The sequence below is a fragment of the Alteromonas pelagimontana genome (assembly GCF_002499975.2).
GTDB classification, from domain to species: Bacteria; Pseudomonadota; Gammaproteobacteria; order Enterobacterales; family Alteromonadaceae; genus Alteromonas; species Alteromonas pelagimontana.
Genome location: NZ_CP052766.1, coordinates 4,053,311 through 4,069,511 on the forward strand (window position 1 = coordinate 4,053,311; position 16,201 = coordinate 4,069,511).

Genomic DNA, 16,201 nt, shown 5'->3' on the forward strand with positions numbered 1-16,201 from the left:
GTGGAGCGAAAAATTGAAGCCAGGGGCTAAGTGTTGAATATTGATGTAGATAATTGGTGGTTACAAATTGTTTATCTGACAGACACCTACAAGCTGTTTTCCTCCGCTATCATTGTAGTGCTGTTTTTGGCGGCAAAACGTCTTATCCTTAAGCTCATTAAAATGCGCAGTAAAAGAAAAGGTGAGGACAGACGCCATACCATAAATATTCTTGAACAGCTGGGAAACGCCTCTCTTCTTATTCTTCTCATGCTGCTCTGGGGCAATGAAATCCAGAGTTTGGCTATTTCCATCGCTGCTTTTATGGTAGCAATCGTACTTGCCACCCGGGAATTCATTCAGTGCTTCATGGGTTTCATCTACTATCTGGGAGCCAAGCCTTTTAGAGTCGGCGACTGGATTCAGATGAATAATATAGTGGGCGAAGTGGTTGAAATGGACTGGGCAAAAACTGCCTTGCTCGAAGTTGATCACGAATCATTTAGCTACACTGGAAAACATGTGTATGTTCCTAATAGTCAACTGGTCACCCAGACCGTTAAGAATCTCAACTTTTTACGAAGATATACGCTTCACTCATTTTCTATTATTAATGAACCCTCAGTAAATCCCTATTCTTTATTGCCCACCTTCATCGCAAAAGCAAAAGGCCATTGTGAATATTTTCGGGACGTTGCTGAACGCTATAAAGGGCTAATTGAGCGGCATATGGAAGTGGAATTTATTCAAATCGATCCTGATATTGCCGTGGAAACAAATCAGTTTGCAAAGCTGAAAGTCACGGTATCGCTTTTTTGTCCTACTGCAGAGGCACATGCATTACAGCAGAAAATCAGTGCCGACTGGATGGATCTTTGGCATTCGGCGTTACAAGGGCAAACGCTTGAAAAGCAGGCTTCCTCGCAGACGGTAGATAATAATTAACCCAACTCGAGATAAGCCGCGCCGCTCAATAACGATCTTTTTGCGCCTGGCATCGTTGCGCTTTTTAATCATAGCTGGCTATGACGTACGAAATCTTGCTTTGCTATGCGCAAAAATCTCGTCCTCGAGCCAATATTAACTTAAGAACAATCGACTTCTATATATAAGCTGCTGATTTAAAAGTATATTTAAGGTCTGTACGATACTTCTTATCTCGGGTTGGGCTTAAGCTGCCCCGACATATTTGTCGAATAAACCTGATGATAAATTTGTCATTGAGGTAAAAATCAGAACAAGAGCATGAATGAATAAACATTCTGCAACCTTAAAAAATGAGTAAATTTCTTATTCGAAACGCGGGAAAGTCATTCCTGATGGTTCTGCTGGAGCGTCCCCGTTCCACAAGTTCGGCTAAAAAAACGTCACCATTGTTTGAAAGTGGCCATCTCTCCCTGCGTTAACCACTGGCGATCCACTCGCGACGCTGGGTGAAGTGACTGGCAAGAAAATTCATTTGGTCTGCAAGAATACGGCGATTCATTAAATAAAAACGCTCGTAAATATTGGGTCTAAACGGTACGGCGAGCAGAGGCATACCTGCTTCTTCGGGCGTTTTAGCACCTTTCGCGTGGTTACATCGGGGACAGGCTGTTACCACATTAGTCCAACAGTCTTTCCCGCCTCGAGAGCGAGGAATAATGTGATCCCGAGTGAGTGTAGAAGGCGAAAAGGTTTGGCCGCAGTAGAGACAAAGATAATTGTCTCGCCGAAAAAGGTAACGATTAGTAAGGGCAACCTTGCCGCTGATATCAGTTACTTTACCATCACAGGCGATGATGGAAGAAAGGCGCAATCTACTCCTATTGCCAAGGCGATTCCAACCTCCCAGCATCGTATAGTGATCGGTACCCAGTTCAAACAGCACTTTATCTTGAGAGTAGAGCCGCGCTGCCTGCTCGACATGAATCCACTCCTGGGGCATACCTGCTTTATTAAGTCGTAAAACCAGCATGATAACTCCTTTGCGTTCATCTGCTAACAGCATACTCTTTTATATGTCATTTTGATGAAAAAATAGACTTATTTAAAAGCAAAATAAACCGAATAAAAAGTAAATTTAGCGGGTTTGTTTCAATGCTGTGCAATAGACGATACGGCAAATAGAAAAGTGGCTTTAAAAATAAGGTCGCAAATGAATGATAGATTACACCTCAGAGAGAGCGTAAACGGGATGGCGGGGCCGCTAGTAGAACAGTTGATTAACCGGTAATACTGCTATGATAATTTCGCTAAACCAGGATTTGTCAATGGAATTAGGTGCTATTCATAGCTATACTATGCGCCGCGTTCAAAAGCGAATATATATAGATGAATATTTAAAGGATAAATAGTGACTCCTATTACAAAATCTTTTCAGTACGGACAGCATACTGTCACATTAGAAACGGGTGTGATCGCTCGTCAGGCAACAGCTGCAGTTATGGCTAGTATGGATGATACGTCCGTGCTGGTAACTGTTGTAGGGAAAAAAGAAGCAAAAGCCGATCAAGACTTTTTCCCACTTACCGTGAATTATCAAGAGAAAGCCTATGCTGCGGGTAAAATTCCTGGCGGCTTCTTCAAACGTGAAGGGCGTCCTTCTGAAGGCGAAACCCTTACTGCGCGTTTAATCGACCGCCCGATTCGTCCCTTGTTTCCTGAAGGCTTCAAAAATGAAGTTCAGGTTGTGGTAACAGTGATGTCGGCGAATCCTGAAATTCCTACTGATGTCATTTCCATGATTGGTACATCAGCAGCATTGGCTATTTCTGGCATTCCTTTCAATGGCCCGATTGGTGCCGCTCGTGTGGGTTATTCCGCGGGTGAATATATTCTTAACACTCGTGCTTCTGAGCAAGAAAACAGCGACCTGGATCTGGTTGTTGCTGGAACTCAGGGCGCTGTGCTGATGGTAGAATCTGAAGCTAACGTACTGTCTGAAGATGTGATGCTTGGCGCAGTGATGTTTGGTCATGAACAACTGCAAACCGTTGTGTCGGCAGTCAACGAATTTGCCGCATCCGTGGGCACTGAACGTTGGGATTGGCAGCCAAAAGCAGAAAACACGGCGCTTAAATCGAAAATTAAGGCGTTAGCGGAAACTGGTATGACAGAAGCGTACCAGATTTCAGATAAGCTGGTTCGCAAAGATACCGTTACTGCAGTGACAGAAAAAGCGCTGGCCGATATTATCGCTGAAGATGAAGAGCAGGATAAAAAGGAAGTTTTAGATTTACTGCATGAATTGGAAAGCGACGTAGTTCGTTCTCGTATTCTCGCGGGTGAGCCAAGAATTGACGGCCGTGATCCGGCTATGATTCGTGCGCTAAATGTTGCTACTGGCATTTTACCACGTACCCATGGGTCTGCATTATTTACCCGGGGCGAAACGCAGGCGCTGGTTGCTGCTACCCTTGGAACAGAACGTGATGCTCAGATGATTGATGAGCTTGCTGGTAAGCGTGACAGCCGCTTTATGTTGCACTACAACTTCCCTCCATACTGTGTGGGAGAAACGGGTATGATTGGTTCGCCTAAGCGTCGCGAAATCGGTCACGGCCGTTTGGCGAAGCGTGGTATTCAAGCTGTTATGCCTGACGAAGCTGATTTTCCCTACGTGGTGCGTGTAGTATCAGAAATTACCGAATCTAACGGTTCATCGTCAATGGCTTCTGTGTGCGGTACATCTTTGGCATTAATGGATGCTGGTGTTCCTATTAAAGCCTCTGTTGCTGGTATTGCAATGGGTCTTGTTAAGAGCGACGATAATTTTGTGGTTCTTTCCGATATTCTGGGTGATGAAGATCATCTAGGAGACATGGACTTTAAAGTCGCGGGTACCACTAACGGTATTACTGCACTGCAAATGGATATCAAGATTGAAGGTATCACGCAGGAAATTATGCAGGTTGCTTTAAAGCAGGCGAAAGAAGCGCGGTTGCATATTCTGAAAGTGATGGATGAAGCTATCTCTGGCCACCGCGATGAACTGAGTGAATTCGCTCCTCGCATCTACACGATGAAGATTGATCAGGATAAAATCCGCGATGTTATCGGTAAAGGCGGCGCTATGATTCGCCAGATTACTGAAGAGTCAGAAACAAATATTGAAATTGAAGACGACGGTACAATCAAGATTTTTGCCACCGAACGTGCAAAAGCTGATATTGCGATCAAGAAGATTGAGCAAGTTACTGCAGAAATTGAAGTAGGCAAAACGTATAACGGTAAAGTGACGCGTATTGTTGACTTTGGTGCGTTTGTAGAAGTACTTCCGGGGAAAGAAGGCCTGGTTCATATTTCACAAATTGCCCATGAACGCGTCAATAAGACATCCGACTATTTATCTGAAGGACAAATGGTCGATGTTAAAGTTATGGAAATTGACCGTCAGAATCGGGTACGTCTCAGCATCAAAGAACTGCTAGAGAAACCTGCACCTAAAGAATCTAACGACGAATAATCGTTATTTTATAATTAAAGAGGGAGCATCGCGCTCCCTTTTTTGTATAGGAAATACGAATGAACAAACAAACTCAGACTGAAGTAGAAGCCGCTACTTTTCGCCGCTTACTTGAGCATTTAGACGCTAACAAAGATGTTCAGAACATTGATTTAATGATACTTGCCGATTTCTGCCGCAACTGTCTGGCAAAATGGTATACCACGGCCGCGACGGAAAGAGGAGTGGAGATAGATTATGAGCAAGCTCGGGAAGTTATTTATAAAATGCCTTATTCCGAATGGAAAGCTAATCATCAGGCGCCAGCATCCGAAGAACAACTGGCGGCTTTAGCAGCAAAGGCAAAATGATCTTTCGGTAACGGTCAGTTTTGTTACGACGCTATGGTTTAAGCCGAAATGCGTAAGGTAAAAGCTCACCCACAGTAACAGTTTTTGATTGTGCTCCCTGAGTGACAAGTATGACAGGTATCTCGTCATCAGCGAATTCTGCAATTTTTTGTCTACAGCCGCCACAGGGAAAACAATAGTCATTGTTTGGGCTGGCAATTAAAACAGCTTTAATGTTTTTACTGCCGTGAGAAACCATAGCACCGATAGCCGATGCCTCCGCACATTGTCCCTGCGGATAGGCTGCATTTTCTACGTTACAACCACTGTAAATCTGATTATCATGGGTAAGTATAGCTGCACCGACCTGGAAGCCGGAGTAGGGAGCGTGTGCATTTTTCTGCGCAACATGTGCGCGTTCTGTTAAGAGTTGTTCAATTTCAGTGTCCATACAAATACCTTATATCACCTCTTCGGGCTTTACTTTTACCAGTAAATGCGCGATCGTTGCGCCTATCACAACGGCTTGGAACGGCAGCGTTAGTAGCCGTTGGCGCAATTCTATTAATTATTGAGAGACCCCATTTTTAACATGCGTAAACTCTTTAGTCTCATCTTTTTTTCATTCTTTCTTTTCTTTTTAGCTGGATGTGCACAAACACGTGATGTTTCGCAGCGAACGGAGATGGGGAATCTTCTTCTTGCCGAGCCCGCGCCCGTTAATCCGCGTTCGCAAATGGCAATTGCTCGGTACAACCAAATTTTGGCAAGTGCCTCATTGCCTGATGAAGATCGTGCTGAACTGCATTATCAGCGTGGCATGCTTTATGACAGCGTTGGACTTGCCGGGCTTGCTCAGTTTGACTATGGTCAGGCACTGCAATTAAAGCCGGATATGGCTCCAGCTTTTAATTCCATCGGCATTCATTATATTCAGCAAATGGAGTTCATCCAGGCATACGAAGCTTTTGATTCCACGTTGGATATTAACCCTGACTATGACTTTGCTTATCTTAACCGAGGTATAGCATTGTACTACGGTGGAAGGGCTGATCTTGCGATCAATGATTTAAACACCTTTCTTGAGAAAGAAGAGAGTGATCCGTTTCGCGCGCTATGGGCCTATTTCGCTAAAGCTGATGTAGAACCGGTGCAGGCTCTGGCTGATCTAAAATCTGTACGGGATAAACTCTCGCCGCAGCATTGGGCAACCCGGCTGGTCGACCTGTATTTGGGTGAAATAACAGAAAATACGTTACTGAATTCTTTAATTGAAGGCGTTTCGAGTCAAAAGGAACTTACTGACCGGCTCTGCGAAGCCTATTTCTATTTAGGCAAATATCACAGTGCCCGTGGGAACAGAAGTGTTGCAGCTAACTACTTCAAGTTGGCACTTAGCACCAATGTTTATGACTACGTAGAGCATCGTTATGCTCGACTGGAACTCAGCCGCCTGCGCAATGCAGTAGACGAAACGAATTAAACCAAGCCCATGCGAGGTTTATGCTTAGCGTTGCTGGCATTATTGCTGGTAAGCGCGGATTCAGGTCGTCAAAATCAGCAGCTAATTCAAAATGCTCAAGCGGCATCATATCCGGCCCCGTTACTGTGGCGTGCGGCTCTGCAGGGTAGCGACTCGGCTCAGCAATTACTAACCGGTTATGCGCAATCTAATGGCGATGAATACTGGTTGAACAAACTGGTGGCGCTGGGCAATGCGGACGCCGCTTGGGCGCTGTACCAGATGGTTAGCGACGATGACAAAAGCACCACCTTGATGCGACTTGCTGCAAGAGGAGAAGTGCCCGAAGCGCAAATGAAATATGCACTTGCCACGGACGATCCAGAAAAGCGGGAGGCATGGTTAGTTCGTGCCGCTGAGCAAGACTATTTGCCTGCACAAGCTGCGTTAGCCGACTGGTATTTGCTCCACTCACAGCCCGACAAAGCGCGTCCCTGGTTAAAGAAAACTGCGAAGGACTATGCGCAAAGCGCGTTTCAGTATGGCCGGTTGTTATGGGATGAAGGAAGCAAGAAAGAGTCAGAAGGATATCTTGAACAGGCTGCGCAGCAAGGTCATGAGCTAGCGCAAAAGTTAACTAAGGTGCTTGCGCTGTATCAACCGGTGACGGTAAACCAGATAAAACTACAACAATGGCCGTCAGATCAGCTTTGTCAGCAACGCATCCAGATTTTTGCGACCTCCTTATCTACCATAGAAAGAGCTCACGACATAAAGAAGCGCTTTACCCACGACAAGCGTCTTTCTTCTTTACCAATATGCATGCTGGATCCCGTGTGGCTGAAAAAAGATGTACTGAAGTGCGATGACAGCTGGCAGCAATCCGGCAGGCTTGGTTGTGATATCCGTCCACTTGCAGCTGCTGTAAAAAAACAGAGTTTTACTCACGCCGTTATTGTCGCAGATTTAGGGAAAGCCAATGTCAACAATGGAGTCATGTTCCTTGACCTTACCGATGCTTATTCTGTGTTTGTGCATGAGTTAGCGCACTTTGCAGGGTTTGTTGACGAGTATGCACTAAGTGAGCCTATGGCAAAACGGTATTGCGGAAAAATACCTGCACCGAATCTGATTTTCGATGGTGTGCTGACTTACGCGCCCTTGGCTACACTTGAAAACTGGCAATCATTAGAGCCTGATCTCAGTATATGGCCGGCAAAATCCTGTGACGGGACGGGTGAACGTGCGTATAAGCCCAGCGATAAAATTACCTTTTTAGAACATCACGACAGCGGCGAAATTCCGCCCATTTACTTGCAACTTTGGCAACAGCAGTTAGCGGAGCCCACAGCGCAAAGGCCTATATTTATGAATCTTTTTCAAAGCTTTCACAAACACGGGCAAACCGCTCAAGCAGGCGAATGGCTGGCAAAATACGAAGCCTACAATCGCTCCGAGCCCATTGTCAGGGGTAATGAAAACACCCTGGCAGAACAGCCGCAAGCGGATTCGCAGCCTCCTGTTATTCGCGAATAATTTCGCCTTTTAATTCGTTAACCCACATTGCAGTTGCGCCACAAATTGCTACGGGCATAACAATGAAATTAACGATGGGAATAAGCGAAAAAATATTTACCATTACCCCAAAAGAAAATGCTTTTCCTTTGTGCTGACCGAGATGGTAGCGCATAGTTCCAAATGGCACTTTATGGTTGTCGTATGGATAATCACAGTATTGGATTGCCATCATCCACGCACTGAAAGAAAACCAAAGAATCTGTCCAAAAACCGGAACAAACAAGAAAAGCAGGAGAAAACCCAGTGCTCTAGGGATGTACCACAGAAGCTTGGATAGCTCGCGGCCCAGCGTTCTGGGAATGTCTTTAAGCAAATCGAAGAGGCCATCATCACCAAGACGTTTGCCAGTAAGATGTCGTTCTACTTTCTCCGCTAAAATGCCATTAAACGGGGCGGCAATCCAATTCGCCAGCGTCCCGAAGATCAACGCGAAAACCAGCAGCACGCTAATTACCGCTAATGGCCACAAGAGAAACGCCAGCGCCGACTTTAGCCACCCAAGCCACTCAGGAATTAGCGACAGGATATACCAGATCCCTCCCTCAATTTTGCCAAATAAAAAGTAGAAGGCGGTGGCGAATAAAATAAGATTTATACAAAGCGGTATAAATACAAAACGCTTTAATCCTTTGGTTTTTATTAAGGAAAATCCGGCAATAAAGTAGCCGAAACCACTGCGGGATTGCATAATCTCTCCTTTAATTTATTTGATGTGCGAGTATACAGAGAGGCAGGCCAAATCTCTAAATCCAATTGTTACAGCGTATGAGTTTTGTTAAAGTCGCAGCATAACAATAATTTACATGCGCGCTGCTAAACGGTGACCCAACTGACCTTCATCAATATATTTACGGTAGCACTGCAGCTCCGGAGCCAGGGTCTTCTGTTACGTGACAGAACGGGAGCAATGCGGTGCGCCTGAAGAAAATTAAACTCGCCGGATTTAAGTCTTTCGTAGACCCCACCACAATACCCTTTCCCGGCAAAATGACCGCAATTCTGGGACCAAACGGATGCGGAAAATCCAACGTTATTGATGCTGTCAGATGGGTGCTTGGCGAAAGCTCAGCAAAAAATTTGCGCGGCGATGCCATGACCGATGTCATTTTTAATGGTTCTTCAGCACGCAAACCTGTAGGGCAGTGTAGCGTAGAGCTGACCTTCGATAATAGTTCAGGCCGTATTGGCGGTGAATACGCGAAGTACAATGAACTGGCAGTAAAAAGACTGGTCACGCGGGATGCGCAATCGCACTACTTTCTCAACGGCGTAAAGTGCCGCCGCCGCGATGTCACTGATTTGTTTTTAGGTACAGGCCTTGGCCCTCGAAGCTATGCCATTATAGAGCAGGGCATGATTTCCAGGCTTATCGAATCCAAGCCACAGGAGCTGCGAATCTTTATCGAAGAAGCCGCCGGAATTTCCAAGTACAAAGAACGCCGAAGAGAAACCGAAAGCCGTATTCGCCATACCCATGAAAACCTTGAAAGACTTGAAGATGTGCGTAACGAGCTTGGCAAGCAGCTGGAAAAATTGCAGCGCCAGGCTGCGGCGGCGCAACGTTATAAAACGCTTAAGTCTACTGAAAGAACGTTGAAGGCCGAGCTGGCTGCGATTCGCTGGCTAAAGCACAACGAGCATATCAGCCGTCTGGAAAGCGATGAGCGCCAACAACAATCTGAAGTTGATGCACTCGTCGCGCAGCAACGTGGCGATGAAGCCGGCATGATGGTATATACCGAACAGGCTGCTTCCCACAAAGCGCAGCTGGATGACCTGCAACAGCAGCTATTTGGCATCAGTACTTCAATCACTCGTATCGAACAGAACATGCTGCACAGTCAGCAGCGCAACAACCAGATTACAGAAGAACTTGATGAGCTCAACAATAAGCGCAACGTACTTGCCAGCGCGATGAGCGAAGCGAAAACCGCCAAAGCCATGGCGCAGCAGCAGCTTGAGGAGCTTATTCCCCGTCAGGAAATTATCGATGAAACCCTTTTTCAAGCGCAGGATAATCGCGACCAAGCGGAACAGGCGTTAAGAAGTTTTAATGCGAAAAGCCGTGATCAGGAATCGGGGTACAACGACGTAAAGCAAAAAGCGCAAAATTGTCATGGCCAAATTCAGTCGGCCATGAATATGCAGCTGCGGACTTCTCAGAGAATCTCTGAACTTAAACAGGAGTTGAGGGAACTCGCGCAGGACGATTTGACGGTTAAACTCGCTCAGTTGCAAAATGAGATTGAGTTAGCGCGCGGAAAACTTGGTAGCTGCGAAGTCAGTTATAGCCAGCGCGCAGAAAATCACAATGCTGCAACAGAAAAATCTCGCCAAACGCAGGGGCTACTTACCCAGGCACAAGGTGATGTCCAGCAGATGGAGTCACGGATTGCAGCACTGGAAACGCTGCAGCAATCTGCTGTAGCAGAAAATGGCGAACTGCCAGATTCAGTCCAGGCGCTGTGGCAATCGTTAGTAGTGGAACCGGGCAGAGAAAAGCTGGTAGAACAAACGTTAAAGTATCTCCAACATCCCGTCGTTGCCAACGAATTGTCGTTACAAGACCTTATCGATGACCTCGACAATGTTCCCGCCGGCATACCCATTTACACCAGTGATAGTTTTACGACCACGAAGATTCCTGGAACACTTGCGCAGAGTTTGAATCAGACACGCGTGCCGAACATTTTCAATAGCATTTACATTGCCAGCGATGTTGCAACGGCTATGGAGCGGGTCTCAAGTTTAGATAACAACGAAAGCGTTGTATTAGAAAGTGGGGGATGGATTGGCAGAGACTGGCTGGTATATGGGGAGGCCAGCGAGGAGACTGGAGCTTTGCAACGTGCAGCACAGTTATCATCATTATATGAACACTTGCAACAGTTACAGGCAAAGCTGGAAGAGACAAGCGAGCTTGCCGATAACTTTCGCGCCAATGAAAGAGAGACCCTAATCCAGCTGGATGAGGCAAAAGCTAAGCGGAACGAGACCAGCAATGCGTTGCAGCAGCTACAAAATCAATACGGTGTGGCAAAACTGCAAAAGGAACAGAGTGAAAATCGTGCTCAACGCACTGCAGAGGACTTGGCAAAACACGAAGAGATGTTGGAAATGGAGCAACAACAGATCGAAGCGTTATCTGCGCAACTGGAAGTGTTGGAGGAATCGATTGTTGATCATGAAACTCAAATGGAAGAGAGTCAGCAACAGCGCGAAAAACTTGAGCATCAGGCTATTGAGTTTCGTCGTTCTGTGGATCAATACACCGCAGAAAAACATCAGCTGGCTTTATCCATTCAACAACAGCAAAGTCAGCAGTCTTTATACGAGCAGCAGGTCACGCGTAACCAGACTCAACTGGCTGAATATGAGAATCGGGAAAGGCTGTTAAGGGAAGAGCGCGACAGCATAGCTACGCCGCTTGAAACTCAGAAAGAACAGTTGCAAACGCTGCTTTTGCAGCGTGAAGATACTGAAGAGTTGCGGCTAACTGAGCAACAAAAACTGCAAAATGCAGAAGCATTATTACAGGAAGCGCAGCAAGGGCAAAAAGGGCTGCAGGAACAAATTCAGCAGCGTCAGAAAATTATTGATTCGGTAAAAATAGAAATTGAAGGCTACCGTGTCAGAGCCAACTCTGTTCTTGAACAATTGCAGGAAACGGGACAATCACTGAAACCGATATTGGAAAATCTTGCCAATAATGCTGATGAAAATGAGTGGCAAAAAGAGCTGGAAAAAACGACAGCTGCTGTTGCCCGTTTGGGTGCCGTTAATCTTGCAGCTGTAGAAGAGTACGAAGTTCAGGCGGAAAGAAAAAATCATCTTGATATGCAGCACGAAGATTTAGTCACGGCGATGGATACGCTACAAACGGCGATACGAAAGATTGATAAAGAGACCAGAACCCGCTTTTCCCAAACCTTTGAAGATGTGAATGAAGGTTTGAAAACGCTGTTTCCGAAGGTATTTGGCGGAGGAGCAGCTTATCTGGCATTAACGGATGATGATTTACTGGAAACCGGTGTCACCATCATGGCTCGGCCGCCGGGAAAGAAAAATAGTACAATTCACCTATTAAGCGGTGGAGAAAAAGCCTTAACAGCTTTATCATTGGTGTTTGCAATATTTCGGTTGAATCCGGCGCCGTTTTGTCTGTTGGATGAAGTGGATGCGCCATTGGATGATGCCAACGTGGGGCGTTTCTGTAATTTAGTTTCGGAAATGTCTAGTTCAGTGCAGTTTATTTACATTACCCATAATAAGATTGCGATGGAGATGGCCACCCATCTTACCGGCGTTACCATGGCTGAACCCGGGGTATCTCGTATGGTAGCGGTGGATGTAGATGAAGCTATGGCCTTCGTAGAAGCATAACAAAGGGCGATTTGATTAATGGAAGATGAATTACGTCTATCATTACTGGTAGCAGGTACCTTATTTATCGTTGCAGTTCTTGCACATGGTATCTGGAAAATCCGCAAAAACGGCAAATCAGAGACAAAGCGCCGGGTAGAGCCGAGGCGTTGGGATGAAGAAGCAGATAACGATACTTTGGATAATGACGATGTAGCGTGGTCGGCTGATGATATGGGAACAAAAAGCGCGGCAGCGCGCTCCCCTCGTGAAGATGAAAACGAGTATGACGAGCTAGGGTTGGGGCCAGTTCGTGTTGTCAGCAGCAATCCAGCGACAAAGTCAAAACCTGGTGATTCAGCTTCCGCGCCGGAAACCCCCAATGCAGAAAGCGCTAAATCTGCGCAAGGTGTTAAAGCAGATACTCGTTTGTATGGTTCAGTGATCAGTAACCCTAAGCCTCATCTTCAATCGAACCGGTCTCCGTCAACTGATAGAGACAACGAACTTAACATGCCTGAACCACCTGGATTTTTGTTGAAGAAAAACGAAAGCACTCATTCTTCTTCTCAAGATACAGAACATCCTATGAGTGACGCTGAAAAAGCAGACAAAGTGAAAACCGATGATTTCAAGCTGGATGTTCAATCTTTGCCAGAAGACGATCGGCATTCTGCTGGGCATCCTGCTGGGCATCCCTCTGAAGAAGATAACGACAGCGAGGAAGGCGGAAGCTTAGGCGAACAGGCTCGCCGTTTCGTAAATCGTAAGCGTTCAAAAGGCAGTCCCAAGCATCGTCAGGAGCCTAGCTTTGGCGATGATCAAATGCGCATCGACTTTGAAGAAACCACTGCCAGCGCCGCGACAACAGAAGAGAATGCGACAAACTCTGATACTTCACAGAAACCATCTTCCGCTGCCGAGCAGGAAGTATTGGTATTAAACGTGCGAGCACCAGAGAGTGAACTAATTTCCGGAGCGTCACTACTGCCTCTTTTGCTTACGCTGGGCTTTAAATTTGGCGATCAGGATATCTTCCATCGCCACGTAAATTCAAACGGGAAGGGGCCGGTATTATTTAGTTTGGCGAACATGTTCAAGCCTGGAGTATTTGATATCGACAATTTAGAGACGTTTACCACTCAAGGTGTGACGTTGTTTATGATACTGCCCATTGAAGGCGATGCGCATCAGGTTTTCAACATGATGCACAACGCCGCGCGTAAAATTGCCGAAGAATTTTCAGCACAGGTGCTTGATGGGCGAAGAAGCGTGCTAACAAAACAAGGGCTACAGCAGTATATTGAAAAAATTCGCGATTTTGAGCGTCAGCGAATGATCAATCGTTACTGATTTCAAGTCGGCCATCAGCACTCGCTGGTGGCCCCAAGCTTTTCGAGAATCCTATGTCTACACGTTCCTCCTTTGCAGAGCGCGCGTCGCAGCTGCGTGAAATAATCAACGAATATAACTATCAGTATTATGTACTGGATAACCCAAGTGTCCCCGACGCTGAGTACGACCGATTAATTAATGAATTAAAATCGCTTGAAGCTCAGTATCCTGAGTTGAAAACGCCGGATTCACCGACTCAGAAAGTAGGGGGGGCGCCGCTACCATCATTTGAGCAGGTGGTTCATGAAGTCCCGATGCTTTCACTGGATAATGCTTTCGACGAAGCCTCTCTGTTTGCTTTTGAGAAGCGGTTATCCGATCGCCTGAAAGATAATGCTGTTTTGCAATTCAGCTGTGAGCCCAAGTTAGATGGGTTAGCAGTTAGTATTCTTTATGAAAGTGGGCAGTTGGTACGAGCAGCTACCCGCGGGGACGGTCAGGTGGGTGAAAATATCACACAGAACGTTCGAACCATCGCCAACGTCCCGCTTTCGTTGCGAGGAAAAGGTTGGCCGGAGCGTCTGGAAGTCCGCGGTGAAGTATTTATGCCAAAAGCCGGTTTTGAAAAACTTAATGAAAGTCAAAAGCAGAACGGCGCCAAGGTGTTTGCCAATCCTCGAAATGCAGCTGCGGGAAGTTTACGCCAGCTCGACTCGCGTATTACTGCCAAACGACCACTTATGTTCTATGCCTATTCTCTGGGATTGGTAACGCCAGCAAGTTTTACGTTACCGGCCAATCATAGTGAGCGTTTAGAACAGCTGGCGACGTGGGGTATACCGCTGTGTCCTCAGGTTGACACTGCTGAGGGGGCAAAGGGCTGTATGGCTTATTATGAAAAAATCCTCGCAGCAAGAGTTTCACTTCCCTACGATATCGACGGCGTAGTATTTAAGGTTGATGAAATTGACAAGCAACAGCGACTGGGTTTTGTTGCTCGTGCTCCTCGCTGGGCAATTGCTCAGAAGTTTCCGGCACAGGAAGAAATGACGCGACTGCTTGAGGTTGAGTTTCAAGTAGGTCGAACGGGTGCCATTACGCCGGTAGCGCGGTTAGAGCCAGTGTTTGTCGGTGGCGTCACGGTTTCCAATGCCACTTTGCATAATCAGGACGAAATCCTGCGTCTTGGGGTGAAAATAGGCGACACAGTAGTCATTCGCCGGGCTGGAGATGTTATTCCTCAAGTTGTTTCTGTGGTCGTGGCTGAGCGTCCAGCAGACACTCGTGATATTGCGTTTCCTGCACATTGCCCCGTTTGTGACTCCCAGGTAGAAAAGCTGGCCGAAGAGGCTGTAGCGCGCTGCACCGGCGGACTTTTTTGTGCCGCCCAGCGAAAGCAGGCGTTAAAGCACTTTGCTTCGCGCAAGGCAATGGATATCGATGGTTTAGGAGATAAACTGGTAGAGCAACTCGTCGATGCCGGCATGGTTAAAAGCCCGGCGGATTTTTATAAGTTGTCATTGGGGTCATTAGTTTCACTTGAACGAATGGCGGAAAAATCGGCAAGCAATTTACTTCAGTCACTGGAAGATTCTAAAAAGACGACACTAGCAAAATTTCTTTATTCGCTGGGGATCCGCGAAGTCGGAGAAACCACAGCGGCCAATTTAGCAACGCACTTTGGTACGCTTGAAGCGTTAATGTTCGCTGACATTGAGGCCCTTAAGGCGGTGAATGATGTGGGAGCAGTGGTGGCGCTACACGTGTTCAACTTTTTAAACGAAGCCCACAATGTTGATATTATCAACGACCTGATTCATGAGGGTGTTACATGGCCTGACGTGGAAGTCCCGTCTTCAGATGATTTACCGCTCACTGGGCAAACTTGTGTATTGACCGGTACACTTGCGCAGATGAGTCGAGATGATGCTAAGGTGCTTTTACAACAACTTGGGGCTAAAGTAGCCGGTTCGGTGTCTGCTAAAACAGATTTTTTGGTCGCTGGAGACAAAGCAGGCTCTAAGTTGACGAAAGCACAAAGCTTGGATGTGGCAATTTGGGATGAAGCCAAGTTGATAGAAATGTTAAAAGAATACGGCGTTTATTAAGGATAAGTAGCGACGCAGATGTTATTAATAAAAAGAGGAACTAACATTCCTCTTTTTTTTGCTGCCTTGCCAGTCTTCGTTTTTCCCAGGATTTGCGGACCGAAAATCGCCACAGCCAGTTTAAACCGAAATAACCTGCCAGCCCACCAACTACGGAACAGATAGCGCAACCTACCAGGAAAGCGGGGCCTATCGTAGACAAACTTTCAACAACCCACTGCCAACTGAACTGAAACTCGAAGTGCTTCGGGTCAGACCCAAGTACAGTAGTTCCTATTTTATAAGCACCGTAAAATATCGGAGGAATAGTAAAAGGATTAGTAATCCATACTGTGGCTACAGATAACGGTAGATTGACGCGAAACGGAATTGCAGCGGCGGCGGAAAGCCACATCTGAAAGGGGACTGGCCAGAAGGCAAAAAATAATCCGATTCCTAATGCGCCTGATGCCGAACGACGATTTAAATGCCACAGGTTCGGCTCATGCAATATCGTCCCGAACATTCGCAATGCACGCTGTTTCTTTATTGTCTGATGATCGGGCAAAAACCGCTTTATAAATTTTCTTGGCATACAAAAAATGACCAATTTCGTAGGAAC

General features: G+C 46.3%; 12 protein-coding genes. 8 read left to right on the plus strand and 4 right to left on the minus strand.

The window, feature by feature from the left end; genetic code table 11:
* The first annotated feature begins 33 nt into the window (after nt 1–33).
* A complete protein-coding gene (locus CA267_RS17870) occupies nt 34–924 on the plus strand; it encodes a mechanosensitive ion channel family protein (protein ID WP_408609426.1) in 891 nt (296 codons plus the stop codon).
* A gap of 457 nt (nt 925–1,381) precedes the next feature.
* Here CA267_RS17870 and CA267_RS17875 read toward each other — a convergent pair whose 3' ends face one another.
* Complete coding sequence (locus tag CA267_RS17875; protein WP_075609527.1) at nt 1,382–1,936, minus strand: HNH endonuclease; 555 nt, start codon at nt 1,934–1,936, stop codon at nt 1,382–1,384.
* A gap of 378 nt (nt 1,937–2,314) precedes the next feature.
* On the opposite strand from CA267_RS17875, the gene pnp reads away from it, so the two are divergent.
* Together pnp and CA267_RS17885 are read left to right on the plus strand one after the other, a co-directional pair.
* On the plus strand, nt 2,315–4,426 hold the full coding sequence (gene pnp / locus CA267_RS17880) for a polyribonucleotide nucleotidyltransferase (RefSeq protein WP_075609526.1): 2,112 nt from the start codon (nt 2,315–2,317) through the stop codon (nt 4,424–4,426).
* 59 nt (nt 4,427–4,485) lie between these two features.
* Nucleotides 4,486–4,776, plus strand: coding sequence for a DUF1244 domain-containing protein (locus tag CA267_RS17885; RefSeq protein ID WP_075609525.1), 291 nt, complete (start codon nt 4,486–4,488; stop codon nt 4,774–4,776).
* A gap of 31 nt (nt 4,777–4,807) precedes the next feature.
* On the opposite strand, the gene cdd is transcribed toward CA267_RS17885, so the two are convergent.
* On the minus strand, nt 4,808–5,206 hold the full coding sequence (gene cdd / locus CA267_RS17890; RefSeq protein ID WP_075609524.1) for a cytidine deaminase: 399 nt from the start codon (nt 5,204–5,206) through the stop codon (nt 4,808–4,810).
* A 141-nt stretch (nt 5,207–5,347) separates the two neighbouring features.
* Between cdd and nlpI the strand changes: the two genes are divergently transcribed.
* Together nlpI and CA267_RS17900 are read left to right on the plus strand one after the other, a co-directional pair.
* Entirely contained in the window at nt 5,348–6,238 is an 891-nt protein-coding gene (nlpI, locus tag CA267_RS17895) for a lipoprotein NlpI (RefSeq protein ID WP_075609523.1), read from the plus strand.
* 9 nt (nt 6,239–6,247) lie between these two features.
* Nucleotides 6,248–7,753, plus strand: coding sequence for a tetratricopeptide repeat protein (locus CA267_RS17900; protein WP_075609522.1), 1,506 nt, complete (start codon nt 6,248–6,250; stop codon nt 7,751–7,753).
* On the opposite strand, the gene cysZ is transcribed toward CA267_RS17900, so the two are convergent.
* The gene (gene cysZ, locus CA267_RS17905; RefSeq protein ID WP_075609521.1) at nt 7,740–8,483 is read right to left on the minus strand and encodes a sulfate transporter CysZ; all 744 of its coding nucleotides are present in this window, start codon (nt 8,481–8,483) and stop codon (nt 7,740–7,742) included. The genes CA267_RS17900 and cysZ overlap by 14 nt on opposite strands.
* Nucleotides 8,484–8,707: 224 nt before the next feature.
* On the opposite strand from cysZ, the gene smc reads away from it, so the two are divergent.
* The 3 genes from smc to ligA are packed head-to-tail and all read left to right on the plus strand — an operon-like array spanning nt 8,708 to nt 15,600.
* Nucleotides 8,708–12,178 (plus strand): chromosome segregation protein SMC, encoded by a 3,471-nt coding sequence (gene smc, locus CA267_RS17910; RefSeq protein WP_075609520.1) that lies wholly within the window; start codon nt 8,708–8,710, stop codon nt 12,176–12,178.
* Nucleotides 12,179–12,196: 18 nt separating this feature from the next.
* Nucleotides 12,197–13,510, plus strand: a complete 1,314-nt coding sequence (gene zipA, locus CA267_RS17915) for a cell division protein ZipA (RefSeq protein ID WP_075609519.1) — start codon at nt 12,197–12,199, stop codon at nt 13,508–13,510.
* A gap of 53 nt (nt 13,511–13,563) precedes the next feature.
* Nucleotides 13,564–15,600 (plus strand): NAD-dependent DNA ligase LigA, encoded by a 2,037-nt coding sequence (ligA, locus tag CA267_RS17920; protein ID WP_075609518.1) that lies wholly within the window; start codon nt 13,564–13,566, stop codon nt 15,598–15,600.
* A 40-nt stretch (nt 15,601–15,640) separates the two neighbouring features.
* On the opposite strand, the gene CA267_RS17925 is transcribed toward ligA, so the two are convergent.
* Nucleotides 15,641–16,174 carry a DUF2062 domain-containing protein gene (locus CA267_RS17925; RefSeq protein WP_075609517.1) on the minus strand — a complete coding sequence of 178 codons (534 nt, stop codon included), beginning with the start codon at nt 16,172–16,174 and terminating at the stop codon, nt 15,641–15,643.
* Nucleotides 16,175–16,201 lie beyond the last annotated feature (27 nt).